21 protein-coding genes are annotated in these 22,573 nt (G+C 73.7%); 10 read left to right on the forward strand and 11 right to left on the reverse strand.

Annotated elements, in window-relative coordinates; genetic code table 11:
• The first annotated feature begins 1 nt into the window (after nt 1).
• Nucleotides 2-985: an NAD(P)-dependent alcohol dehydrogenase gene (locus ACTVAJ_RS07695; RefSeq protein ID WP_470387370.1), complete on the forward strand. Its 984-nt coding sequence runs from the start codon at nt 2-4 to the stop codon at nt 983-985.
• A 69-nt stretch (nt 986-1,054) separates the two neighbouring features.
• Here the strand turns inward: ACTVAJ_RS07695 and ACTVAJ_RS07700 are convergent, their stop codons facing one another.
• From ACTVAJ_RS07700 to ACTVAJ_RS07710, 3 genes are all read right to left on the reverse strand, one after another.
• Nucleotides 1,055-1,432, reverse strand: coding sequence for a DUF1330 domain-containing protein (locus tag ACTVAJ_RS07700; RefSeq protein ID WP_470387371.1), 378 nt, complete (start codon nt 1,430-1,432; stop codon nt 1,055-1,057).
• Nucleotides 1,433-1,648: 216 nt separating this feature from the next.
• Nucleotides 1,649-2,056, reverse strand: coding sequence for a hypothetical protein (locus ACTVAJ_RS07705; protein WP_470387372.1), 408 nt, complete (start codon nt 2,054-2,056; stop codon nt 1,649-1,651).
• Nucleotides 2,053-2,562 carry an ATP-binding protein gene (locus ACTVAJ_RS07710; protein WP_470387373.1) on the reverse strand — a complete coding sequence of 170 codons (510 nt, stop codon included), beginning with the start codon at nt 2,560-2,562 and terminating at the stop codon, nt 2,053-2,055. Before ACTVAJ_RS07710 ends, ACTVAJ_RS07705 begins: the two co-directional genes overlap by 4 nt.
• 295 nt (nt 2,563-2,857) lie before the next feature.
• Between ACTVAJ_RS07710 and ACTVAJ_RS07715 the strand changes: the two genes are divergently transcribed.
• The 3 genes from ACTVAJ_RS07715 to ACTVAJ_RS07725 all read left to right on the forward strand — a co-directional run bounded on the left by ACTVAJ_RS07715 (nt 2,858) and on the right by ACTVAJ_RS07725 (nt 5,068).
• Nucleotides 2,858-3,619 carry a DUF5753 domain-containing protein gene (locus ACTVAJ_RS07715; RefSeq protein ID WP_470387374.1) on the forward strand — a complete coding sequence of 254 codons (762 nt, stop codon included), beginning with the start codon at nt 2,858-2,860 and terminating at the stop codon, nt 3,617-3,619.
• Between the two features lie 4 nt (nt 3,620-3,623).
• Nucleotides 3,624-3,824 (forward strand): DUF397 domain-containing protein, encoded by a 201-nt coding sequence (locus ACTVAJ_RS07720; RefSeq protein ID WP_470387375.1) that lies wholly within the window; start codon nt 3,624-3,626, stop codon nt 3,822-3,824.
• 221 nt (nt 3,825-4,045) lie between these two features.
• Entirely contained in the window at nt 4,046-5,068 is a 1,023-nt protein-coding gene (locus ACTVAJ_RS07725) for a zinc-dependent alcohol dehydrogenase family protein (RefSeq protein ID WP_470387376.1), read from the forward strand.
• Between the two features lie 45 nt (nt 5,069-5,113).
• Here the strand turns inward: ACTVAJ_RS07725 and pdxR are convergent, their stop codons facing one another.
• The gene (gene pdxR / locus ACTVAJ_RS07730; protein WP_470387377.1) at nt 5,114-6,526 is read right to left on the reverse strand and encodes a MocR-like pyridoxine biosynthesis transcription factor PdxR; all 1,413 of its coding nucleotides are present in this window, start codon (nt 6,524-6,526) and stop codon (nt 5,114-5,116) included.
• 46 nt (nt 6,527-6,572) lie between these two features.
• Between pdxR and ACTVAJ_RS07735 the strand changes: the two genes are divergently transcribed.
• Complete coding sequence (locus ACTVAJ_RS07735; RefSeq protein WP_470387378.1) at nt 6,573-7,826, forward strand: MFS transporter; 1,254 nt, start codon at nt 6,573-6,575, stop codon at nt 7,824-7,826.
• Between the two features lie 65 nt (nt 7,827-7,891).
• Here the strand turns inward: ACTVAJ_RS07735 and ACTVAJ_RS07740 are convergent, their stop codons facing one another.
• The 6 genes from ACTVAJ_RS07740 to ACTVAJ_RS07765 all read right to left on the reverse strand — a co-directional run bounded on the left by ACTVAJ_RS07740 (nt 7,892) and on the right by ACTVAJ_RS07765 (nt 13,685).
• Entirely contained in the window at nt 7,892-8,791 is a 900-nt protein-coding gene (locus ACTVAJ_RS07740) for an SPFH domain-containing protein (RefSeq protein WP_470387379.1), read from the reverse strand.
• A gap of 256 nt (nt 8,792-9,047) precedes the next feature.
• Complete coding sequence (locus ACTVAJ_RS07745; RefSeq protein WP_470387380.1) at nt 9,048-10,328, reverse strand: RNA polymerase sigma factor; 1,281 nt, start codon at nt 10,326-10,328, stop codon at nt 9,048-9,050.
• Nucleotides 10,329-10,344: 16 nt separating this feature from the next.
• Nucleotides 10,345-10,764, reverse strand: coding sequence for a YciI family protein (locus ACTVAJ_RS07750; protein ID WP_470387381.1), 420 nt, complete (start codon nt 10,762-10,764; stop codon nt 10,345-10,347).
• A 182-nt stretch (nt 10,765-10,946) separates the two neighbouring features.
• Complete coding sequence (locus tag ACTVAJ_RS07755; RefSeq protein ID WP_470387382.1) at nt 10,947-11,885, reverse strand: DMT family transporter; 939 nt, start codon at nt 11,883-11,885, stop codon at nt 10,947-10,949.
• The gene (locus tag ACTVAJ_RS07760) at nt 11,886-13,070 is read right to left on the reverse strand and encodes a class I SAM-dependent methyltransferase (protein WP_470387383.1); all 1,185 of its coding nucleotides are present in this window, start codon (nt 13,068-13,070) and stop codon (nt 11,886-11,888) included.
• Between the two features lie 39 nt (nt 13,071-13,109).
• Complete coding sequence (locus ACTVAJ_RS07765; RefSeq protein ID WP_470387384.1) at nt 13,110-13,685, reverse strand: cysteine dioxygenase; 576 nt, start codon at nt 13,683-13,685, stop codon at nt 13,110-13,112.
• 447 nt (nt 13,686-14,132) lie between these two features.
• On the opposite strand from ACTVAJ_RS07765, the gene ACTVAJ_RS07770 reads away from it, so the two are divergent.
• On the forward strand, nt 14,133-14,894 hold the full coding sequence (locus ACTVAJ_RS07770) for an MBL fold metallo-hydrolase (protein WP_470387385.1): 762 nt from the start codon (nt 14,133-14,135) through the stop codon (nt 14,892-14,894).
• Nucleotides 14,895-15,123: 229 nt separating this feature from the next.
• Here the strand turns inward: ACTVAJ_RS07770 and ACTVAJ_RS07775 are convergent, their stop codons facing one another.
• Nucleotides 15,124-15,738, reverse strand: a complete 615-nt coding sequence (locus ACTVAJ_RS07775) for a hypothetical protein (RefSeq protein WP_470387386.1) — start codon at nt 15,736-15,738, stop codon at nt 15,124-15,126.
• Between the two features lie 151 nt (nt 15,739-15,889).
• Between ACTVAJ_RS07775 and ACTVAJ_RS07780 the strand changes: the two genes are divergently transcribed.
• The 4 genes from ACTVAJ_RS07780 to ACTVAJ_RS07795 all read left to right on the forward strand — a co-directional run bounded on the left by ACTVAJ_RS07780 (nt 15,890) and on the right by ACTVAJ_RS07795 (nt 22,552).
• Nucleotides 15,890-17,632 carry an acyclic terpene utilization AtuA family protein gene (locus ACTVAJ_RS07780; protein ID WP_470387387.1) on the forward strand — a complete coding sequence of 581 codons (1,743 nt, stop codon included), beginning with the start codon at nt 15,890-15,892 and terminating at the stop codon, nt 17,630-17,632.
• A 110-nt stretch (nt 17,633-17,742) separates the two neighbouring features.
• Nucleotides 17,743-19,278 carry an acyl-CoA carboxylase subunit beta gene (locus ACTVAJ_RS07785; RefSeq protein ID WP_470387454.1) on the forward strand — a complete coding sequence of 512 codons (1,536 nt, stop codon included), beginning with the start codon at nt 17,743-17,745 and terminating at the stop codon, nt 19,276-19,278.
• Nucleotides 19,279-19,304: 26 nt separating this feature from the next.
• Entirely contained in the window at nt 19,305-21,383 is a 2,079-nt protein-coding gene (locus tag ACTVAJ_RS07790; protein WP_470387388.1) for an ATP-binding protein, read from the forward strand.
• Nucleotides 21,380-22,552 carry an acyl-CoA dehydrogenase family protein gene (locus ACTVAJ_RS07795; RefSeq protein WP_470387389.1) on the forward strand — a complete coding sequence of 391 codons (1,173 nt, stop codon included), beginning with the start codon at nt 21,380-21,382 and terminating at the stop codon, nt 22,550-22,552. Before ACTVAJ_RS07790 ends, ACTVAJ_RS07795 begins: the two co-directional genes overlap by 4 nt.
• The last annotated feature ends 21 nt before the right edge of the window (nt 22,553-22,573 follow it).

The raw sequence follows: 22,573 nt of genomic DNA on the forward strand, positions 1-22,573 counted from the left end.
CATGAGAGCGGTCGTCCACCGTGCCTTCGGCTCTCCCGACGTGCTGGGCGTGGAAGAGGTCCCCACGCCCACACCCAGGGCCGACGATCTGCTCATCCGGGTCCACGCCGCGACGGTCACCGCCGTGGACTCGGCCGCCCGCCGGGGCGAACCCCTGCCCGCCAGGCTGACCTTCGGCCCGATCCGACCGAGGTATCCCACGCTCGGCGCGGACTGCGCGGGGCGGGTCGAGGCCGTCGGCGAGAACGTGCGCGACCTCGCACCGGGCGACGAGGTCCTCGCGCTCAGCGGAAGCTTCGGCACGCACGCCGAGTACGTCCGTGTTCCCCGGGACTCGCCCGTGGTGGCCAAGTCTCCCGCCCTGACGTTCGCCGAGACGGTCGCCGTGTCCGAGGGGGCGCTGACCGCGCTGCCCTTCCTCCGCGACGCGGCCCGGCTCAGGGCCGGTCAGTCGATCCTCGTCAACGGCGCCTCGGGCAGCGTCGGCAGCGCGGCGGTCCAGTTGGCGGTGCACATGGGGGCCGAGGTCACCGCGGTGTGCAGCGGCGCCAACGCCGACCTGGTCCGCTCGCTGGGGGCCAGCCGGGTGGTCGACCGCACCGCCGAGGACTTCACCCGGGCCCGGGAGGCCTACGACGTCGTCTTCGACGCGGTCGGCGCGAGCTCGTTCGGGCGCTGCCGCCGCGCGCTCGGGGCGGGCGGCCACTACCTCACGACCGTCTCCAGCATGGCGGTCATGGGCCAGACGGTCTGGACGAGGTTCGGGCGCGGGCGGAAGAGAGCCAGCATCGCGCTCACGGGGCTCAGGCCGGCGCGCGACAAGGCCAGGGACCTCGTGCTGATCAGGGAGCTCGCCGAGGCCGGGACGCTTCGGCCGGTCATCGACCGGAGCTGTCCGCTCGACCGGGTGGTGGAGGCGCACCGGCGCGTCGACTCCGGGCACAAGAGGGGAGCGGTCGTCCTGCGGATGTCCGAGGAGGACTGACCGCCGTAGGGGCCGCACCGGACGGGTTCCGGTGCGGCCCTCCGTGCGTGCCGGACGGTCCGGGCCGGGTCACGCCCGGCTGACGGGCGTCCACGGAACGGTCGGCTGGAGCACGGCCTCGCTCAGCGCGCGGGTGCGCAGGTGGGTGATCTCCCGGTACCCGGGGTCGGCGACCATGCGGGCGAACGCCTCGCGGCTGGGGTAGCGCACGAGCAGCACCGCGTCCCAGTCCTGGCCGTCCTCGGCGATCAGCGGCGTGGTGCCGTCGCCCGCGTAGAGCAGTTCGGCTCCGTACTTCGTCAGGAAGCGGCCCGCACGGCGCGAGTACTCCTCGTAGGAGGCGCGGCCCTCCGGGGCGAAGCGCAGCAGGTTGAGCATGACGACGGGGCCGTCCGGGGCCTCGGACAGTGCCGCGGCCAGGGTGCTTTCCGAGGGGTCGACTGCCATCGGTGACTCCTTGTCGTGACCGGCCGCCTCGGGTGACGGAGGCCGGATTCCGGGGTGCCAGCACCCTAGGCGAAGCGCACCCCCGGATCAAACCGTCCGGTCGGTACGTCATCGGTCGGGTGTTCCTCCGGCCACCTGCCGAGGACCTCCGACCCGTCCCGGTCCCGGGGCCGCGCCGGACGTGGTGCCCGGCGCGGCCCCTCGCGCCGTCGGGTCTCAGGGCGGGCCCGCGACGAGGTGGTACGCGGCCGCCCCGACCAGGGTTCCGGCCGTCGCCGTGAGGACATGGGCCACCAGGAGCGGAAGGTGGCGTCTGGGGGGTTTGCGGTGGCGGCTGCGGCGGGGGAGGGGCGGACGCCTGGGGTTCCCGGGGCGGGGGTCGTTGTCGGGTGCCGTGCGCGGGCGGGGGACCGGCAGCGGTGCGGAGGGTTTCGGCCGGTGTCGGCGCGGCTCGTCCATCCAGGCGGGCAGGACGCCGTGGCGTTCCCGGTAGGCGACCCGGGGGTTGCCGCGCATCTCCTCCAGGAGGCGCTGGCGCCGGTCGGGTCCAATGATCGCGGGCCGCGCGAACCGACTGCCGCGTGGGGTGCGTAGGACCGCCCGTACCCGGTCGGTGCCGGTCATCGGTCCGCTCCGGCGCTCGGGTAGGCGAACTCGGCCCAGAGGGCGGTGGACAGCGGGGAACCGCCGGGGGTGTCCACGGTAAGGGAGGTGCCCCACTCGGTGGCCAGCCGGTGGATGAGGAGGAGGCCCCGGCCGCGCTCGGCGGGCGGGCGGCCCTGCGGGCCGCGCGGGGCGGGCACGAGCGGGCTTCGGCGCGCGGGACCGTCGTCGACGACCGACAGGCGCAGGGTGGCCTCGTGCCCGGTCACCACGGGTGTGGACAGGAAGCGCATCACCCGTCCGCCCGGGTGGCCGGAGCGCGAGTGGTCGACGGCGTTGGCGAAGGCCTCGCTCGCGCAGAGGACGACGTCGTCGGCCAGGCCGGGCGTGATTCCCGTGAGGGTGGCCAGGTCGTCCCGGAGGTCGGCGCGCATCCGGGGGTTCATGGACGGCAGGCCCGGATAGGTGCGGGCCGCCCAGCGCCGCCCCGGGTAGGCGGGGGTGGGTGTCTGCGGTACAACGGACATGTCGGCGTCTCCCTGGTTGTGGGTGTGGACTGCTGGCCGCGCTCCGGCGGTGTTAAGAACACCGGCCGGGGCTTTTTTGGCGGCCCGGACACGTGGCACGACGTGTTCCATGCCTCAGTAAACTCTTCGCTACAAGCATTTGCAAGTAGCTTTTGAAAGTAGCGAATTTTGTCCCGATTGTGTGGAAGGGCATTATCAAGGCATGGCTGACAACCCGACACTGGCCCAGTGGCAGCTAGCACAGGAACTGCGCAGACTGCGTGGAGAGCGCAGATTCGGGGACGTTGTGAAGGCCATGCGCACTGCTGCCAGCAGCCTTGCGCGCTGGGAGACGCCAGGAGACGGCGGAGCGGTTCCCGGGGCGGCGTCCATCGAGCGCCTACTCACGCTCTACGAGGCGCCCGAGGAGTTCGACCGGTTGCTGGCGCTGCGTAAGCAGGCCCGTGAACCGGACCGATGGCAGCCCTACGACCTGGAGCGCAGCTATCGTTCCTACGCCAACATCGAGGCACAGGCGACCTCGATCGAGATGTACCAGTCCCAGCTCATCCCGGGACTGGCCCAGACCGAGGATTACGCCCGGGCCGTCATCGAGGCGACCATGCGTCCTGACAGTGACCTTGACCGGGAAATCCAGGTTCGTCTCACACGTCAGGAGGTACTCAACCGACGCTCGCCGCCCGACGTGTGGATGATCGTCGCCGAGGCCGCGTTGCGGCAGCGGATCGGAAGCAGGGGTCTCATGGCCGCGCAGATAGAGCACCTCATCGAACTCGCCCACCGGCCGACCGTGACCCTCCAGGCCCTACCCTTCAGCGCTGGTGCGCACGCCGCGCTGACATTGGCCTCGTTCTCCGTCCTTCGCGTCGAACACCACGGGCTGCTGACCGTCTATCTGCAAGGACCGTCGTCCCACATGTTCATGTCCAGCACGGAGAACGTCGAGCACTACACGGACGTCTTCAACAGGCTTCGTGCGGCGGCGCTCGACGACGGCAAACCGACCCTGGCGTTGTTGGAGCGTATCGCCCGGGACCACACCCGAGACAAGGACTGACACTGTGAACTCACACCCCCTTCCGCCCAACACGCACTTCCGCAAGTCCAGCTACTCCCAGAGCGAGGCCGCCTGTGTGGAGGTCGCCGACTGGCCGGGCGGGTCAGCCGTGCGGGACACGCGGCACCGTGATCTCGGTGCGCTGTCCTTCGGTTCCGTTGAGTGGCGTGCCTTCCTCGACGCGGCGCGCGGTCCGGTGGACTGACCCGCCCCTACGGTTCGTCCCGCCCGCGCCTCGTCCCTGCCGCGCCCGGGCCGGGCACTGATCGGTATGCGTGGCGGCAAATCATGTTCACGGGGCATGGCGAAACCCGCCGGAGACGATGCCCCCGTGCCTACCGTGGCCGGGCGGTGGACGTTCGAAGGCGCCCGTCCCTCCCGGGCGGGCGCCCACCGCTGGAACGGTCGAGGCGGAGAGGCGGCGTCATGCGGGGTGCGGTGCTACACGGGCCGGGGGACGTGCGTGTCGAGGACCGGGAGGACCCGAGGATCCTCCACCCCACGGACGCGGTCATCCGGGTCACCGCGAGCTGCGTCTGCGGGTCGGACCTGTGGCCCTGGCGCGGTCTGGACCCGGTCCGCGGGCCCGCACCGATGGGGCACGAGTACGTCGGCGTCGTGGAGGAGGTCGGTGACCAGGTCATGACCCTGGCACCCGGCCAGTTCGTGGTCGGCTCCTTCTTCGCCTCCGACAACACCTGCGAGATCTGCCAGGCCGGTTACCAGAGCCGTTGCGTGAACGCGGTGCCCATGGGCATGATCGGCACCCAGGCCGAACGGGCCCGGATCCCCCTCGCCGACGGAACCCTGGTCGCCACCCCCGGACCGCCCCCCGAGGAGCTGGTCCCGAGCCTGTTGGCCGCCTCCGACGTCCTGGGCACCGGATGGTTCGCCGCGGTGGCCGCCCAGGCCGGACCCGGCAGGACCGTCGCGGTCGTCGGCGACGGCGCGGTCGGCCTGCTCGGCGTGCTGGCCGCCAGGCACCTGGGGGCCGAACGGATCATCGCGATGAGCCGCCACGCGGACCGCCAGGCCCTCGCCCGGGAGTACGGCGCGACCGACGTCGTCGAGGAGCGCGGCCGGGAGGGCGTCGCCCGGGTCAAGGAGCTGACCGGGGGGCTGGGCGCGCACAGCGTGATCGAGGCCGTGGGCACCCAGGAGTCGATGATGCAGGCCATCCGCTCGACCCGGCCCGGCGGACACGTCGGCTACGTGGGTGTCTCGCACGGTGTGGAACTGCCCGGCCAGGAACTCTTCTTCTCCGCGCTGCACCTGCACGGCGGGCCCGCCCCGGTACGGCGCTTCCTGCCCGAGCTGATCGACCTGATCTGGCGGCGGCGGATCGACCCGGGACGCGTCTTCGACCTCACCCTGCCGTTGGAGGCCGCTGTGGAGGGGTACCGGGCCATGGACGAGCGCCGGGCCACCAAGGTGCTGCTGGCCCCCTGAGGGCGCGCGTCGGTCCGTCGGCGTTCGGAACCGGGCGGGACACCGTCACCGCCCGCCGCGGACGGCGCGGACGGCGTCGACCGCCGTGGCCAGCGCCTGCCCGAACCGGTGGGCGCGGGGGGCTCCGTAACCGACGACCACGCACGGGCGCCGCGCTCCCGCGTCAGTCGGGTCGTCGGCGAACCGTCCCAGCCCCTCCAGGGCCAGCCCGCGCCGGGCGGCCTCGGCCTCCACGTCCTCCTCCCGCACACCGTCCGCGAGTTCGACCAGGCAGTGCAGCCCCGCGCGCAGGCCGGTGACCCGGCAGTCCGGAAGGCGGTCGGCGACGGCGGCCTCCACGGCCTCCCTGCGCGACCGGTACAGGTGGCGCAGGCGCCGCACATGGCGGTCGTAGTCGTGGCCGCCGACGAACTCCGCGAGCGTGAGCTGGTTGACCGCGTCCTGACCGCCGCCCGTCGTCTCGCGGATCTCCGTCAGCGCGGGCACCAGCGACGGCGGCGCCACCGCCCAGGCCAGCCCTACGGCGGGCGCGAGCGCCTTGCTGGCGGTGCCCGCGTAGAGCACGTGGTCCGGAGCCAGGGCCTGGAGGGCCCCGACCGCCCGGCGGTCGAACCGGAACTCGCCGTCGTAGTCGTCCTCGATGATCGGCGCCCCCGTGCGCCGGGCCCACCGCACCAGCCGCCCCCGGCGCTCGGCGGACAGGGGGACCCCCGTGGGGAACTGGTGGGCCGGGGTGATCAGGACCGCGTCGGCGCCGCACCCCTCCAACCGGCGGACGTCGGCGCCGTCCCCGTCCACCGGCAGCGGGACCGTGCGCAGCCCGTGGGCGCGGATGATCCGCCGATGCCGCCCGTGCCCGTACTCCTCCACGGCGACCGCCCGGGCGCCCCGTTCCCTGAGCGCCCGGCACGTCAGGGCGAGCAGGTCGCCGAACCCGTGCCCCACGAACACCTCCGCGTCCGAGGCGCGCACGCCCCGGGCCCGGGCCAGGTAGGCGGCCAGCCGCTCGCGCAGGACCGGGACACCGCGCGGGTCGGTGTAGCCGAAGGCCTCGGCCGGTGCGTGCGCGAGCACCCGCCGCACCGCCGCCGACCACGCCTGACGGGGGAAGTCCGAGGCGTCGGGGACCCCCGCGCGCAGGTCCAGATCCGGACGGTCCGCCCCCGCCACCCGTACGCGTCCGGCCGGACGCGCCGCGTGCTCCCCCACCCAGGTCCCCGCGCCGACCCGGGCCTCCAGCCACCCCTCGGCGGTCAGCTGCTCGTAGACCCGGGCCACGGTGTTGCGCGCGATCCCGAGGTCGGCCGCGAGCGTCCGTGAGGAGGGCAGACGCGTGCCGCCCGCCAGTCCGCCGTCGGCCACGGCGGCGCGCAGCGCCTCCTCCAGGGAGCGCGCCGTCCGCGTCCCACCGATCTCCACGTGCAGGTCGATCCCCGCAATGGCCCATGTTTGCTCCACGAGAGTGGACTGTAGACCAGGGCCGCTTGTTCCCTAGCGTCGACGCATGGCCGTTTCGACCCGAGCCGACGCCTCAGAGGCGCGTCGGCCGACCACCGAACCGCTCCCGCCGCAGGTACGGCGCGTGTACGCGGTCCAACTGACCAGCGCCGTCACCGACGGGGCGGTCCTGGCCACGGTGGTGCTGTACTTCAGCACCCGGGTGGGGCTGCCCGCCGCGTCGATCGGCCTGGTCCTGGCCCTGGCGGCGGGGTGCGCGCTGGTGTCGGCCCCGATCCTGGGAGCGCTGGCCGACACCGTCGGCCGCCGCCGGGCGGCCGTCGCCCACAGCCTCCTCATCGGGGCGGCGCTCACCCTGTACCTGGTCGCCGACGGCCTGTGGACCTACGCCGTCGGCGCGGTCGTGTTCGTGGTGGCCCAGGCCGGTGCGGGTGCGGTACGGCACGCGCTGGTGGCCTCCTGCGTGGGGCCGGAGCGGCGGGTGCGGGTACGCGCCCACATGCACTCGCTGCTCAACGCCGGTCTGGGCGCGGGCACCGTGGTCGGGGCCGTGGTGCTGGCGGTCGGCCACCGGTACGCGTTCCTCGCCGTCTACGCGTGCGGCGCGGCCGTGGCGCTGGTCTGCGCGCTGCTGCTGTACGGCCTGCCGCCGGAGGCGGACCGGATCGCCACCCGGCCGGGTGACCGCCCGCGCGGCACGCGCCTGAGCGCGCTGCGCGACCTCCGGCTGGTCACGGTCACCGGCGCCTCGGCGCTGCTCCAGCTGTTCATGCCGGTGCTGTCGGTGATCCTGCCGCTGTGGCTGAGTACGCGTACGGAGGCGCCCGCGTGGGTGGCGGCGGTCGCCCTGGGGCTCAACACGGTCCTGGTACTGGTGTCGCAGACCCCCTGGGCCGCGCGGGTGCGCACCGACGCGGGTGCCGCCGCCTCCGCCCTGGCCGCGGGTGCCGCCCTGTTCCTCGCGTGCGCGCTGTTCGGGGCGGCACCGCTGGGCGGGCCGGTCACGGCGGCGGCCCTGGTCCTGGCCGGTATCGTCCTGCTCACCGCGGGAGAGGTGGCGGCGGGGCCGTCGGCCTGGCACCTGGCCCTGCGCCGGGCCCCGGCCGACCTCCAGGCCCAGTACCAGGCGGTGTTCGGTATGGCCGGGTCCGTCGCCCGCATCCTGGGGTCGGCGCTGGCCCTGCCGCTGGTGCTCGCCGCGGGGGCGCCGGGGTGGTGGGTGCTGGGCGCGGTCATGGCCTCCGCCGCCGGTGTCCTGTCCCTGGTCGCGCTGCGCGGTGGCGGCCGTAGGGCACGCTGACCACCGGCCGGGCACCTTTGCCGTGTCCTCCCCGGCGACGCGGCGTCGACCGGGGAGGACGGCCGTCAGTTCCCCTGCGGGGTGATGTTGACGTTGCCGCCCGCCGGGACCGGGAACAGGTCGATGTCGCCGTTCTTCATCGCCTGGTAGAGGATGTAGCCCTCCGGGCCGAGCACGTCCACGAGTGCCTCGATCGCCTCCAGTTCGGTCTCGATGCGCTCGTTCTCCGACTCCTGGGCGCGGGTCTGCTCGACCGCCTCCTGGGCGGCGGTGAGCGCGTCGCGCACCTCCTGGGGCGGGGTCGGCTGCTGGAGGGTCAGCTGCGGGGCACCCGGCTCCTCCTCCTCACCGAGGACGAACGTCGGCGAGATGAAGAACGCGCCGCCGCCCTGCTCGGCGATGTACTCCGCGGTCCGCTCGCCCACCAGCCGCTCCCACTCGGACTTGGCGTCCGGGTCGGTGTAGAGCTCGCGCCAGTCGTACTCCTTGGTGGCGTCGTCGATCGCCCGGTTGAGCGGCTGCCCGATGTAGTCGCGCAGCATCTCGTCCCAGCCCGCGTCCCCGTACGCCTCGTACTTGAGGCCGATCTGCTCGTGGAACAGCCGCAGCGTCTCGCAGTCCGGGTTGAGGGCGAAGGTCACCAGCCCGGTGACCTGGAGTTCCAGGTCGTCGGAGGAGACGGCCGTGGACGTGGCCATCTCGGCGTCCTCGGAACCGGAGAAGGTGAAGGTCCGCTGCCCGCCGGGGTAGACGAACATCCGGTCGCCGGGGCCGTGGTACTCGCGGTTGCCGGGCTCCACGCACTGGTCGAACTCGGTGGAGGAGAAGGCTCCGGCGTTGTACTCCAGGGCCACCTCGTCGGGGTTCACCGAGGTCGAACAGGAGGTCAGGCCGAGGGCGGCCACGACGATCGCGGCGAGCGCCGAGGCGGTGACCGCGGTGGCACGGGGGTGGGGGACTCTCACAGGTCGTTCTCCTCTTACGGGGGCGGTGGTCCTCACCGGGGGTGAGGAACGGGGGTGACCACGATGACCGCATGGGTCGTGGTGAGAACTAAGAGGGTGCGGAGCCGTCCGGGGTTCCCTCCCGCGCCGCACCGTCCCTCACCGGCGGCCGCACCCGGCCCCGCCGCACCCGCTGACCGCCGGGGACCGGAGCCGAGGGGCCCGGCACCGCGCGGTACGCGCGGCCCGGGACGGGGGCCGGGGCCCCCGTCCCGGCTCATCCCAGATCGGCGAGCTTGCCCTCCAGAACGCCCCGCTCCTGCTCGTTGCCGCACAGCCGCACCGCGCGCTCCAGCTCCGCGCGGGCCTCCTCGGTCCGCCCCATCCGGGTGAGCAACTCCCCGCGCACGGTCGGCAGCAGGTGGGTCTTGGCCAGCGTCCCGGCCTCCGCCAGCCCGTCCACGATCGGGAGCGCCGCGGCCGGGCCCCGGGCCATGGACACCGCCACCGCCCGGTTGAGGTCGACCACCGGGGACGGGGAGAGCCGCCCCAGCGCCTCGTAGACGAGGACGATCCGCTCCCAGTCCGTCTCCCCGACCGAGGCGGCGACCGCGTGGCACTCCGCGATCGCCGCCTGCAACCCGTACGCGCCCAGGCCCCGGCCGCACCGTTCCGCGTGGGCCAGGGCGGCACGGCCCCGGCCGATCGCGGCCCGGTCCCACCGGCGCCGGTCCTGGTCCTCCAGCAGCACCGGCCGCCCGCCCGCGTCCGTGCGGGCGGCGAAGCGCGCCGCGGTCAGCTCCAACAGCGCCAGCAGACCGTGCGCCTCCGGTTCGTCCGGGACCAGTCGGGACAGCACCCTGGCCAGCCGCAGCGCCTCGGACGCGAGGTCGAACCGGATCAGCTCGTCGCCGGAGCTCGCCGAGGAGCCCTCGGTGAAGATCACGTAGACCACGTTGAGCACCGAGCCCAGCCGCGCGGCGCGCTCCTTCGCCGACGGCAGGCCGAACGGCACCCGCGCCGCCCCGAGGGTCTTCTTCGCCCGGGTGATCCGGGCCTGCACGGTGGCGGTCGGGATGAGGAACGCCCGGGCGATCTCGTCACTGGTCAGACCACCGACCACCCGCAGTGTGAGCGCCACGCGCGCCTCCCGCGACAGCACCGGGTGGCAGGCGATGAACATCAGCGAGAGCACGTCGTCGTCGATCCGGTCCGGGTCCCACAGCACGTCCCGGTCCTCCCCGTCGGCGGGCGCCGTGCCCGAGGACATGCCGCCGTCGTCCAGGTCCCGGGCGAGGGCGGCGTACCTTTCGTCCCGGGCGGCGCGCCGACGGAACGCGTCGATCGCGCGCCGCCTCCCGACGGTCAGCAACCACCCCGCGGGGTTGCGGGGCACCCCCTCGCGCGGCCAGGTCACCAGCGCCTCGGCCAGGGCCTCCTGGGCCAAGTCCTCGGCCATGGCGAAGTCCCGGGTGTAGCGCGCGAGGGCGCCGACGATGTGGGCGGACTCGATCCGCCAGACGGCGGCGACGGCCTCGCGGCCCGTGGGTTCGGTCATGTCCGGTCCCGTCCGCTCAGAGCTGGCCGGTGGCCTCGCGCCACGCCCGCTCCTTCTTGATCCACTCGTTGTCCTGCGGGAACTCGTCGATCGTGGTGACCCGCCGGATCTCGGACTTGAACCCGGGACCGGCGATCGGGATCCGCTTGGCCCACTCGACGGCCTCCTCCTTGGAGGTCACGTTGAGGAGGTAGAACCCGCCGAACAGCTCCTTGGTCTCACCGTAGGGTCCGTCGGTGACCACCGGGGGCTCCGAGGAGGTGTCGACCACCACGCTCTCGGCGGGGTCGGCCAGGCCCTCCGCGGCGAGCAGGACCCCGGCGCGGATCAGCTCGTCGTTGAACCTGCCGACCTTCTCCAACATCTCGTCGAAGTCGACGTCCCCCATCTTCTCCATGGCCTCGTCCGTCGCGCGCATGATCAGCATGTACTTCATGGCTCTGTACTCCCTGGGATGTCCGGGCTCCCCGGTGGAACCCTCTCATCCGTAGGTCGAACGGTATCGGGGGGGATCGACACGGCCGTCGAACTTTTTTCGGGCGCACCCGCGCCGACCGCGGCCGGAGGCCCGGCGTCCCCGCGCCGACCTGCGCGTACGCGTCCCGGGCCGTCCGTACCTCAGCCGTCCGACCGGGCCGGTGCCTGCGGCCCCTCCCGGTCCGGTTCCCCCTCGGCGGAGTCCTTGGCGCGGACGGTCACGAAGGCCACGGCGCACAGGATGATGACGATCGCCGCCCCCTGGCTCCAGGCCAACCGCTCGTCGGCCAGCCACCAGCCCGCCGCGACCGCGATCACCGGGGTCGCGAAGGCGTAGGCCGACGTGCGCGAGGCCCCCCAGACCCCCAGCAGGTACGTGTAGGCGGTGAACCCCACCACCGAACCGACGAACACCAGGTACAGCCAGCTACCCAGGGCCGCGCCCGACAGGGCCCAGGCCCCGGCGCGCAGCTCACCGAACTCCAGGAGCAGCGACACCGGCAGCAGGAGCGCGCCGCCGATGAGGTTCTCCATGCCCGACACGAACGCCGCCGGGTACTTCTGGAAGATCGGTGTGCCGTAGACCGCCGCCCAGTCGTAGACCAGCGTTCCGACGATGATCATCACCATGCCGAGCAGACCGCGCGGTTCCGTGCTCACCGTCACCTGGGAGACCAGCAGCAGGCACACCCCCAGCAGCCCCAGACCGAGTCCGACGTACTGCCGGCCCAGGACCTTCTCCCGCGCGAGCACGACGCCGAAGAAGAACAGCCCGATCGGCACGAACCCCTGCACGATGATGGCGGTCAGGGCCGAGTTGACGTACTGCTCGCCCCAGAAGATCAGCCCGAAGCACACGCTGATCGCGCCCAGCGCCATCAGGACGAGCCGCCCCCGGTCCTCGCGCTCCACGCGCCGCCACCCGCCCACGAAGCGGGCCAGGAGGAGGATGATGACCCCCGCGACGACGAACCTCGTGGAGGCCAGCCACAGCGGCGGCGCGTCCGTGACACCCAGCCGGATCGCCACCCAGGTCCCTCCCCAGGCGACGCACAGGGCGGCGAAGGCGAGAGCGGGCATCTACGCGTCTCCCCTCGCGGCGGGCGCGAACGCCAGCACCGAGGTGTTCCCGAACGCGTCCGTGCGCGCGCTCAGGTCCGCGACGAGCCGGAACCCGCAGGACTCGACCTCGTCCCGCAGCTCCCGGGTGGCCGACTCCTTGTAGGGAACCAGCGGCAGCGGGATCATCGCGGTGCCGCCGTCGCGCATCCGGACACGGCGCGGGATGACCCTGCCGGGGACCACCTCGCCCACGGACGCGTAGTCGGGGACCGAGTAGAACCCGTCCAGCCACTTCTCCCGGCAGTGCGCCACGAGGAAGAGGCCGTCCGGGGGCAGCAGTTCGCGGACCCGGTCCAGGTGGGCGCGGCGCAGGCTAGGGTCGGGCATCATGTGCAGGCAGCCCATGTTGATCGCCACGTCGTAGCGCTCGGCGGGCAGGTGCGCCAGCGTGGTGACGTCCCGTTCCAGGAACGTGACGTCGACCCCGGCCTCCGCCGCCCGGGCGCGGCCCAGGCTCAGGGCCGCGGCGGACACGTCGACCGCGACGACGTCGAACCCCCGGGTCGCCAGGTACACGGAGTCGCGCCCCTCGCCGCACCCGAGGTCGATGATCCGCCCCGGCGCGACCCCGAGCTTGTCCAGCGCGTGCACCAGGGCCTCGTTGGGTTCCGGGGTCTCCCAGGTCGCCCCGCCCGCCTCGTAGACGGCGGCGTACCGCTCGTCGTAGCCGTAGTAGTAGTCGGGCAGGTGGGGCGGGTCGTCCGGGGCCCCGGACGAGGGGGCCAGGTCGGCGTCGGCGGCCTCTCCCAGCCAGACCACGCACACACGCGCGGAGGCGCAGGTCCGCGTGCGGCGCAGCACGACGTCGGCCCCCTCGGCGACGAGGCGGCACTGGCCGCGCCCGAGCACCTCGTGGCCGACCCCGCCCCGCCCCACGGGAACGGTCTCCACCCGTCCGTCGAGCACCACGACCAGCAGCGGAGCGCCGGACGGTGTGGGCCGGAGCCGGTCCGCCGTGTCGGAGAGCTCGCGGACGGCCAGGGTCCGCACGGACGCGGGCGCCCCGGTGACCGACTCCCGCTCCGCGGCCGGGGGAGTCGGGAACGAGTCGGCGTCGACCGGTGCCGACAGCAGCGAGAGGACGGCGTCGTTGGTGGTGTCCGGGTCGGTCAGCACCGCGTGGGAGAGGCGTGCGTCAGCCATGGGGCCCTTCGTTCGGAGTGGAGGTGGCGGACCAGGCGGTCACGGTCGGGCGGGTTCGTGGTTCCGGTACCGGATCTCACGCAGAATCTGGCGCTGGTCCTCGGGCCACCAGGCTCCGCAGTCGTCACTGACGACACACGCCGCACACTTTTCCAGGTCGTATACCCTCATTCCGTGGATGGGCGGCGCGTAGACGTGGACGGTCAATGTCAGTTCGTCACTGGGATTTCCCATGCTGTGCACCATTCCGCGGGCCGCGAAATACCGGCTCCCCTCCTTCTCCGTCCGGTTCAGGTAGGGAGTGGGGAAATCCTGCTGGTCCAACGTGTAGAGCGTGTGCTCGACGTCTCCGGCGAGGATGTTCACCCACCCGAACGAGGCGCCGTGGTCGTGGGGCGCGCAGGTGCGGCGCGCGGCCCAGTTCATCACGATGATCTCGACGTCGTCGCTGGTGAAGATCACCTTGCGGCCGTAGGGGTACAGGCCGGGCGGGCCGGCCAGGGGGAGGACCTCCGCCACCGTGGGGGCGACCGCCCCCCAGGCGGAGGCGAGGGCGTCGGGTCCGGGTCTGGTCAGGGGGTCGAAGTGCGTGGAGAAACGGTCCAGAACGTCCATGAATGCTCCCTGTCGGGGGTGCGCGGAGTCGTGTCCGCGCGCGTGTGCGAGAGGCAGGAATGCTGGTGTTCTCCTGCCCTTGTGGAGCGGGTGCGAAAAAGATGGCTCCGCTGTGGCATTCGCATCGGCGCTGCCTTTTCTATGCCAGTGCTGAGGGGGTGTCAACGCCGAATCAAACGGCGGTGTCACTTTCGGTAACCAATATTTCTCAGGTCGGGATTGGCGGGAGGCGGCTGCCGGGAACGTCATCGCCGGGAAACAACGGGGTGCTGGCGCTGCGTGTACGCCGCGGCCCCGGTGTGGCCGGATCCGGCCACACCGGGGCCGCGGCGGGAGGGGCGGCCGAGGGCCGCGAAGGGCTGTCGCCGGTGTCCTCGGCGGTGTTAGTTTCGCGGCGGGGGTCCGCACGGGCACCCCCGTCACTGCCGGAACCGGAGCGGGGAAGTCGTGTCAGCACAAGCGGATGGTGTCGTCAGGGCCGCGGACGGGATCTACTTCGTCGGCGGCTCCCACGTCAACTGGGTGATCCTGGAGGAGGGCGACGACCTCACGCTCATCGACGCGGGGTATCCGGGTGACGCCGACGCCGTGGAGGGGTCGATCCGCCACATCGGCCACCGTCCCGAGGACGTGCGCGCCATCCTCGTCACCCACGCCCACGTCGACCACATCGGTTCCCTGCCCCGCTTCACCGCGCGCTACAACACCCCGGTGTACGCGGACGCCCGCGAGGTGCCGCACGCCGCCCGCGAGTACCTCGAACAGGTCGCCCCCGCCACGATCCTCTCCCACCTGTGGCGCCCCGGCGTGGCGCCGTGGAGCCTGTACGTCATGCGGTCGGGCGGCGCCAGCAGGGAGCCGGTGCGCGCCCTGCCCTTCCCGAACGAGGGGCCGCTGGACCTCCCGGGGCGCCCCGTCCCGGTGCCGACCCCCGGACACACCTCCGGGCACAGCTGCTACCACCTGCCGTCGGCGGGTGCCGTGGTCTCCGGGGACACCCTGTGCACCGGCCACGCGATCTCCCGTATCACCGGGCCCCAGCCGCTCCCGTCGCTCTTCCACCACGACCGCGACCAGATGATGGGCGCGCTCGACACGATCGCCGGCCTGGACGCCGACCTCCTGCTGCCCGGGCACGGGCCGCTGGCGCGCACACCCATGGCGGAGGCGGCCGCCGCCGCCCGGGCCAACGCCGCGCGGGTGTGGTGAGGGGTCGGATCCGCCAGCCGTCGGCGGTGCGGGTGACGGTGTCGACGCTCCCGTGCCCGTCGGCGGCGATCGGCTCGGCCCGCACCTCTCGGGCCATCAGGTCCCCGGGCACGGTCCGCAGGACGTGGCCTCCGTCGTCGATCCCGGTCCGCTCGGGGGAGGATCCGGTGGTGCCGGAGCACCGCACGGTCCCCGCGTCGGCGCCGCGCGTGCGCGGTGGCGGGCCGGGTCAGCCGTTGCCGCTGTACGGTCCGTAGTCGAACCATCCGAACGACTCGGACGGGGCGGGCATCGAGGCGTAGGTGGCGACCGCGATCAGCAGGAACAGCGCGCCGACGAGCACCGTCGCCGCCGACACCCAGCGCGCCGAGGCCCGCGTGTGGGCTCCGCTCCGGAACAGCGACACCGCCCCGGAGAGGACCGCCAGGGCGCTGAGCCCGCCCGCGACCATGACCCCGGAGCCGCTGACGCCGGGGTACCCGGCCGGAACCGCGCTCCCACCGTTGAGCACGAACCAGCCGAAGAACTCGAAGAGCCGTGAGTTGAGGATGACGGGGGCCAGCAGGAGCAGGCCGGCCACGGCGAACGTCTCCGCGGAGAAGACCCCGCCCAGCGTGGTGGCCGACGGCAGGGGCGTGCCCATGAGGAAGTCCTCGCTGGCGTCCTTGCCCGCGGTGCCGCTTCCGGGGCCCTCCGCCGCGGCCTGGGCGCCGCCACCGTTCCCGGGCCCGTCCCCGGTCGGTGCGTGGGCCGTCTCCGCGTCCGTCCCGGGGGCCCCGGCGGCCTCGGCGGGCGCGTTCCCGGCGGCGTCCGTGCCGGGCTTGTCGTCGTGGGAGGTACTCACCGGGACAAACTACCCCGCCTCCCCCCTTCGCGCGGACCCGCCAACCCACACTCCGTGGCCACTTCCGGCCATGTGGTGAGCACCGGGACGTTCCGGAGAAAAACAATCACACGTGCTTGTTTTTTTGTGTGTCCGGTGTCACTCTCGATCCATGACTGCGACACCAGCGCCCCCGCTGCGCGTCGGGAACGCCTCCGGTTTCTACGGCGACCGCTTCTCCGCGGTCCGTGACATGCTCACCGGCGGTCCCGTGGACGTCCTCACCGGGGACTACCTGGCCGAGCTGACCATGGCGATCCTGGGCCGCGACCAGCTCGCCGACCCGGGCCGCGGTTACGCCAGGACCTTCCTGAGCCAGATGCGCGAGTGCCTGTCCCTGGCGGTGGAGCGCCGGATCCGGGTGGTCACCAACGCGGGCGGCCTGAACCCGCACGGTCTCGCCGACCGGCTCACCGAACTCGCCGACCAGTTCGACCTGGACCCCCGCATCGCCGTCGTCACCGGCGACGACCTCCTCCACCGGGCGGAGGAGCTCAACCTCGGCACCCCCCTGACCGCCAACGCCTACCTGGGCGCCTTCGGTATCGCCGCCTGCCTGGACGCGGGCGCCGACATCGTGGTCACCGGCCGCGTCACCGACGCCTCCCTCACCGTGGGCCCCGCCATCTCCCACCACGGCTGGACCCGCGACGACCTGGACGCCCTGGCCGGGGCGACCGTGGCCGGTCACGTCATCGAGTGCGGCACCCAGGCCACCGGGGGCAACTACGCCTTCTCCGCCGACCTCGAACGCCAGGGCCGCGACCTCGACCACCCCGGCTTCCCCCTCGCCGAGATCCACGCCGACGGCAGCGCGGTCATCACCAAGCACACCGGTACCGGCGGCGCCGTCACCACCGGAACCGTCACCGCCCAACTCGTCTACGAGATCGCCGGACCCCGCTACGCCGGACCCGACGTCACCGCGCGGCTGGACACCGTCCGACTCGACCAGGAGGGCCCCGACCGCGTGCGCCTCAGCGGTGTGCGAGGGGAGGCGCCGCCCCCCGACCTCAAGGTGGGCCTGACCGGTCTCACCGGTTTCCGGGGCGAGGTCGAGTTCCTCGTCACCGGCCTGGAGGCCCAGGACAAGGCCCGCCACGCCGAACGCCAGATGCGCGCCGCCCTCGACGGACGCAGGCCCGGCGACCTGCACTTCGAGTTCACGCCCGCGCGCGACCCCCACGCCGCCGACCAGGACTCCGCCACCGCCCGCCTGCGCGTCGTGGCCCGCGACCACGACCCCGCCACGGTCGGCCGTTCCTTCGGCGCCACCGCCGTCGAACTGGCCCTGGCCAGCTATGCCGGGTTCCACCTGTCCGCACCGCCGCGCGACGCCCGACCCGACGGGGTCGCCATCACCCAGGCGCTGGTCCCCGCCGTCGAGGTGGAGCACACCGTCATCCTCCCCGACGGCGACAGCGTGCCGATCCCGCCGCCCGACCGCACCCGCGCGCTCCTGGACCTCCCCGACCCCCCGCTGCCCGAACCCCTGCCCCCGCACCCGGCCCGGTCCGCCCCGCTCGGCCTGGTCCTGGGCGCCCGCAGCGGGGACAAGGGCGCCGACGCCAACGTGGGCGTCTGGGCCCGCACCGACCTGGGGTGGCGGTGGCTCGCCCACGAACTCACCGCCGACCGCCTGCGGGAACTCCTCCCCGAGACCGCCGACCTCGACATCACCCGCCACGTGCTGCCCAACCTGCGCGCCGTGAACTTCTGGATCGAGGGCCTGCTCGCCCCCGGCACCCCCCGCCGTGAGGGCGCGGACCCGCAGGCCAAGGGGCTGGGGGAGTGGCTGCGCGCCCGACGGGCGCCGATCCCCCGACCACTCCTGGAGGAGGTGGACGCGTCGTGAGCGTCCCGCCCGCCCGACCGGCCGCGCCGCCCCCGGAGCACCCCTCCGGCGCGGTCCTGCCCACCCGCCTGGACACCGCCTCGCCCGCCTTCGCCGAGGCCCGCGAGGCCATGCTGGCCGCCCTCGCCGAGATCGACGCCGAACACGCCAAGGCCGTGGCGGGGGGAGGGGAACGCTACGTCCAGCGGCACCGGTCGCGGGGCGGCCTGCTCGTCCGCGAACGGATCGAACTCCTCCTGGACGAGGGCAGCCCCTTCCTCGAACTGTCCCCGCTGGCCGCGTGGGGCAGCGACTTCCAGGTCGGGGCCAGCGTCGTCACCGGTGTCGGCGTCGTCTCCGGCGCGGAGTGCGTCATCGTCGCCAACGACCCCACCGTCCGCGGCGGCTCCAGCAACCCGTGGACGCTGCGCAAGTCGGCCCGCGCCGCCGAGATCGCCGAACACAACCGCATGCCGCTGATCAACCTCGTGGAGTCCGGCGGCGCCGACCTGCCCACCCAGAAGGAGATCTTCGTCCCCGGCGGGCGCACCTTCCGCGACCTGACCCGACTGTCCGCCGCCGGGGTGCCCACGATCGCGCTCGTCTTCGGCAACTCCACCGCCGGGGGCGCCTACGTCCCGGGCATGTGCGACCACGTGGTCATGGTCCGTGACCGCTCGAAGGTCTTCCTCGGCGGCCCGCCCCTGGTCAAGGCGGCCACCGGGGAGGAGAGCGACGACGAGTCCCTGGGCGGCGCACGCATGCACGCCGAGGTCTCCGGGCTCGCCGACCACCTCGCCGAGGACGAGCGCGACGCCCTGCGCATCGGCCGCCGCGTCGTCGCCCGCCTCAACCGGACCAAGGCCGCCCCGCTCCCGCGCACTCCCGTCGCCGAACCCCTCCACCCGGCCGAGGAGCTGCTGGGCGTCATGCCGCCCGACCTCAAGGTCCCCGTCGACCCGCGCGAGGTCATCGCCCGGATCGTCGACGGTTCGGTGTTCGACGAGTTCAAGCCCGCCTACGGCTCCGGCCTGGTCACCGGGTGGGCCACCCTGCACGGCCACCCGGTGGGGATCCTGGCCAACGACAACGGCGTCCTGTTCAGCGCAGAGGCGCAGAAGGCGGCCCAGTTCATCCAGCTGGCCAACCGCGCCGACACGCCCCTGGTCTTCCTACACAACACCACCGGCTACATGGTCGGCCGCGAGTACGAGCAGGGCGGCATCATCAAGCACGGCTCGATGATGATCAACGCCGTCTCCAACAGCACCGTCCCCCACTTCTCCGTGCTCATCGGCGCCTCCTACGGCGCCGGGCACTACGGGATGTGCGGCCGCGCCTACGACCCCCGCTTCCTGTTCGCCTGGCCCAGCGCCCGGTCGGCCGTCATGGGCCCCCGCCAGCTCGCCGAGGTCCTGTCGATCGTCGCCCGCCAGTCCGCCGCCAGGAAGGGCCAGCCCTACGACGAGGACCAGGACGCCGCGATGCGCGAGCTGGTCGAGCGGCAGATCGAGGCCGAGTCACTGCCCCTGTTCCTGTCCGGCCGGGTCTACGACGACGGCGTCATCGACCCCCGCGACACCCGGACCGTCCTGGGCCTGTGCCTGTCCTTCGCGCACAACGCCCCCGTCCGCGGCACCGACCGCTTCGGCGTGTTCCGGATGTGACCCCGGACGAGGAGAGGAGACCCGACATGCACCGCCCCGACACGCCACCGGCCCCCGTCACGACCCTCCTGGTCGCCAACCGCGGCGAGATCGCCCGCCGCGTCCTGCGCACCTGCCGCACCCTGGGCATCGCCACCGTCGCCGTCCACGCCGACACCCCCGAGGAGGCCGCCGCCGCGCACGTGGCCGAGGCCGACACCGCCGTGCGCCTGCCCGTCCCCGACGGTGCCGGACCGGCCGCCGCCTACCTGGACCCCGGCGCGCTGGTGCACGCGGCACGGTGCGGCGGCGCCGACGCGGTCCACCCCGGCTACGGCTTCCTGTCCGAGAGCGCCGACCTCGCCCGCGCCGTCGTCGACGCCGGCCTGACCTGGATCGGCCCGCCGCCCGAGGCGATCGCCGCCATGGGCTCCAAGACCCGGGCCAAGGACATCGCACGGGAGGCCGGGGTGCCCGTCGCCACCGCCCTGGACCCCGACGACGTCACCGCCGACCGGCTGCCCGTCCTGGTCAAGGCCGCAGCCGGAGGCGGTGGCCGCGGCATGCGCGTCGTCCGCGACCTCGCCGAGCTGCCCGGCGCCGCCGACTCCGCCCGAGCGGAGGCCGCCGCCGCGTTCGGCGACCCGGCCGTCTTCTGCGAGCCCTACGTCGACCACGGCCGCCACGTCGAGGTGCAGATCCTCGCCGACACCCGCGGCACCGTGTGGGCCCTGGGCGAACGTGACTGCTCCGTCCAGCGCCGCCACCAGAAGGTGATCGAGGAGGCCCCCGCCCCCGGACTCCCCGACACCCTGCGCGTCCGCCTGCACGAGGCCGCCCGCGCCATGGCCCGCGCGATCGGCTACGTCGGCGCCGGGACCGCCGAGTTCCTCGTCCCCGTCCACGACGACGGCCCCGGCGACCCCGTCTTCCTGGAGATGAACACCCGGCTCCAGGTCGAGCACCCGGTCACCGAGTGCGTCACCGGGCTCGACCTGGTCGAGTGGCAGATCCGCGTCGCCGAGGGCGAGGCACTGCCCGACACCGGTCCGCCCGCCCCGCGCGGCCACGCGGTCGAGGCCCGCCTGTACGCCGAGGACCCCCGCCGGGAATGGCGGCCCCGGACCGGTGTCCTGCGCGCCTTCGACGTCCCCGCCGCCACCGCCGCCTTCACCCCGCTCACCGAGCCCGGAGTGCGGCTGGACAGCGGCGTCCGGCCCGGCGACACCGTCGGCACCGACTTCGACCCCCTGCTCGCCAAGGTCATCGCCCTGGGCCGCGACCGCCGCGACGCCCTGCGCCGCCTGTCCTACGCCCTGGCCGCCGCGCGCGTGCACGGCGTGGGCACCAACCGGGACCTGCTCGTCCGCGCCCTGCGCCACCCCGCCTTCACCGACGCCGACCACCCCGACCCCGCCCGGAGGTCCCGCCTCACCACGGGTCACCTCACCGGCGACCGGCTCACCGCGCTCGCGCAGCCGCTCGCCGACCCCGCCACGACCCGCCTCGCCGCCCTGGCCGCCGCCCTGTCCGCGGCCGAGGCCGCCCGCGCCGCCACCCCCGTCCCCGCGGGCGTCCCCGCCAACTGGCGCAACCTCACGTCCCAGCCGCACCGCCGCGCGTACGTCCGCGCCGAAGACGGCGGGGCCCCGGTCACCGCCGCCTACCGGACCGCGCACGGCACCCCCGTCCCCGAGGAGCCGGGGGTCCGCGTCCTGTCCGCCGCCCCCGACCTCGTGGTGCTGGAGGTCGACGGCCTGCGCAGCCCCTTCACCGTCCACCGCGCCGACGGCGACCCCGACGTCCACGTCGACTCGCCCCGGGGATCGGTCACCCTCACCCCCGTCGACCCCCTGCCCGCACCCGAGGCCACCGTCGACCCGGGCGCCCTGCCCGCGCCCATGCCGGGCACGGTCACCGCCGTGGACGTGGCCGTGGGGGAGAAGGTGCGCGCGGGGCAGACCCTGCTGCGCCTGGAAGCCATGAAGATGGAGCACCGCGTCACCGCTCCCGCCGCCGGTGCCGTCCGGGACCTCCCGGTCGCGACGGGACAGCGGGTGCCCGCCGGGGCGCCCCTCGCCGTACTCGACTACGCCGAACAGGACCACGAAGGGACGAACACGTGACCGGGCCCATGACCTTCGACGAACCGTCCGAACGCCGCGAACTGCGCGCCGCGGCGGCCGCCCTCGCCGACAAGTACGGATCCGACTACTACAGATCCAGGGCCAGGGAGGGCGCCTACCTGACCGAGTTGTGGGAGGAGGCCGGGCGCCTCGGCTACCTGGGGGTCAACATCCCGGAGGAGTTCGGCGGAGGGGGCGGCGGCATCGGCGACCTCGCCGCCGTCCTGGAGGAGTTCAGCGCGGCCGGGTGCCCCACCCTGATGATGGTGGTCTCCCCGGCCATCTGCGGCACCGTCCTGTCCCGCTTCGGCACCCCCGACCAGCGCGGGCGCTGGCTGCCCGGCCTGGCCACCGGAGAGGCCATCATGGCCTTCGCCATCACCGAACCCGACGCCGGCTCCAACGCCCACCGCATCACCACCACCGCCCGCCGCGACGGCGACGGCTGGGTGCTCGACGGGCGCAAGACCTACATCTCCGGGGTGGACGTGGCCGACGCGGTGCTGGTCGTCGGCCGGATCGAGGACGAGGCGACGGGGCGCCTGAGCGCGGCGCTGTTCGTCGTGCCCACCGACACCCCCGGGTTCGAGGCGCGCCCGATCGAGATGGACCTGGTCAGCCCCGACCACCAGTTCCAGCTGTTCATGGACGACGTCCGCCTGCCCGGCGACGCCCTGGTCGGCGACCCCGAGGCGGGGCTGCTCCAGCTGTTCGCCGGGCTCAACCCCGAACGGATCATGGCCGCCTCGCTGGCCACCGGAAGCGCCCTGCACGCCCTGGGCAAGGCGGTGGCCTACGCCAGGGAGCGCACGGTGTGGCGGGACACGCCCATCGGTGCCCACCAGGGGCTGGCGCACCCGCTCGCGCAGGTCAAGATCGAGACGGAGCAGGCCCGGTTGATGACCCAGTACGCCGCGCTCCGCTACGATTCCGGCGACGACGCGGGCGCGGGGGAGGCGGCCAACATGGCCAAGTACGCCGCAGCCGAGGCGTGCGTGCGATCGGTCGACCAGGCGGTCCAGACCCTCGGCGGGAACGGCCTGGCCAGCGAGTACGGCCTGGGTGCGGCCGTGGTCGCCGCGCGCCTGGCCCGGATCGCCCCGGTCAGCCGGGAGATGGTGCTCAACTACGTGGCCCAGCAGTCCCTCGGCCTGCCCAAGTCGTACTGAACGGCCGACCGTGCGGGCGCC

The sequence above is a fragment of the Nocardiopsis sp. KDC1DS13DA1 genome, assembly GCF_055632325.1.

Bases quoted from the DNA above. Each gene is read 5' to 3' on its own strand.
- ACTVAJ_RS07785 (WP_470387454.1), top strand. From the start codon at position 17,743: ATGCTGGCCGCCCTCGCCGAGATCGACGCCGAACACGCCAAGGCCGTG.
- ACTVAJ_RS07695 (WP_470387370.1), top strand. From the start codon at position 2: ATGAGAGCGGTCGTCCACCGTGCCTTCGGCTCTCCCGACGTGCTGGGC.
- ACTVAJ_RS07750 (WP_470387381.1), bottom strand. From the start codon at position 10,764: ATGAAGTACATGCTGATCATGCGCGCGACGGACGAGGCCATGGAGAAG.
- ACTVAJ_RS07780 (WP_470387387.1), top strand. From the start codon at position 15,890: ATGACTGCGACACCAGCGCCCCCGCTGCGCGTCGGGAACGCCTCCGGT.
- ACTVAJ_RS07700 (WP_470387371.1), bottom strand. From the start codon at position 1,432: ATGGCAGTCGACCCCTCGGAAAGCACCCTGGCCGCGGCACTGTCCGAG.
- ACTVAJ_RS07715 (WP_470387374.1), top strand. From the start codon at position 2,858: ATGCGCACTGCTGCCAGCAGCCTTGCGCGCTGGGAGACGCCAGGAGAC.
- ACTVAJ_RS07765 (WP_470387384.1), bottom strand. From the start codon at position 13,685: ATGGACGTTCTGGACCGTTTCTCCACGCACTTCGACCCCCTGACCAGA.
- ACTVAJ_RS07725 (WP_470387376.1), top strand. From the start codon at position 4,046: ATGCGGGGTGCGGTGCTACACGGGCCGGGGGACGTGCGTGTCGAGGAC.
- ACTVAJ_RS07745 (WP_470387380.1), bottom strand. From the start codon at position 10,328: ATGACCGAACCCACGGGCCGCGAGGCCGTCGCCGCCGTCTGGCGGATC.
- ACTVAJ_RS07755 (WP_470387382.1), bottom strand. From the start codon at position 11,885: ATGCCCGCTCTCGCCTTCGCCGCCCTGTGCGTCGCCTGGGGAGGGACC.
- ACTVAJ_RS07735 (WP_470387378.1), top strand. From the start codon at position 6,573: ATGGCCGTTTCGACCCGAGCCGACGCCTCAGAGGCGCGTCGGCCGACC.
- ACTVAJ_RS07760 (WP_470387383.1), bottom strand. From the start codon at position 13,070: ATGGCTGACGCACGCCTCTCCCACGCGGTGCTGACCGACCCGGACACC.
- ACTVAJ_RS07790 (WP_470387388.1), top strand. From the start codon at position 19,305: ATGCACCGCCCCGACACGCCACCGGCCCCCGTCACGACCCTCCTGGTC.
- ACTVAJ_RS07710 (WP_470387373.1), bottom strand. From the start codon at position 2,562: ATGTCCGTTGTACCGCAGACACCCACCCCCGCCTACCCGGGGCGGCGC.
- ACTVAJ_RS07705 (WP_470387372.1), bottom strand. From the start codon at position 2,056: ATGACCGGCACCGACCGGGTACGGGCGGTCCTACGCACCCCACGCGGC.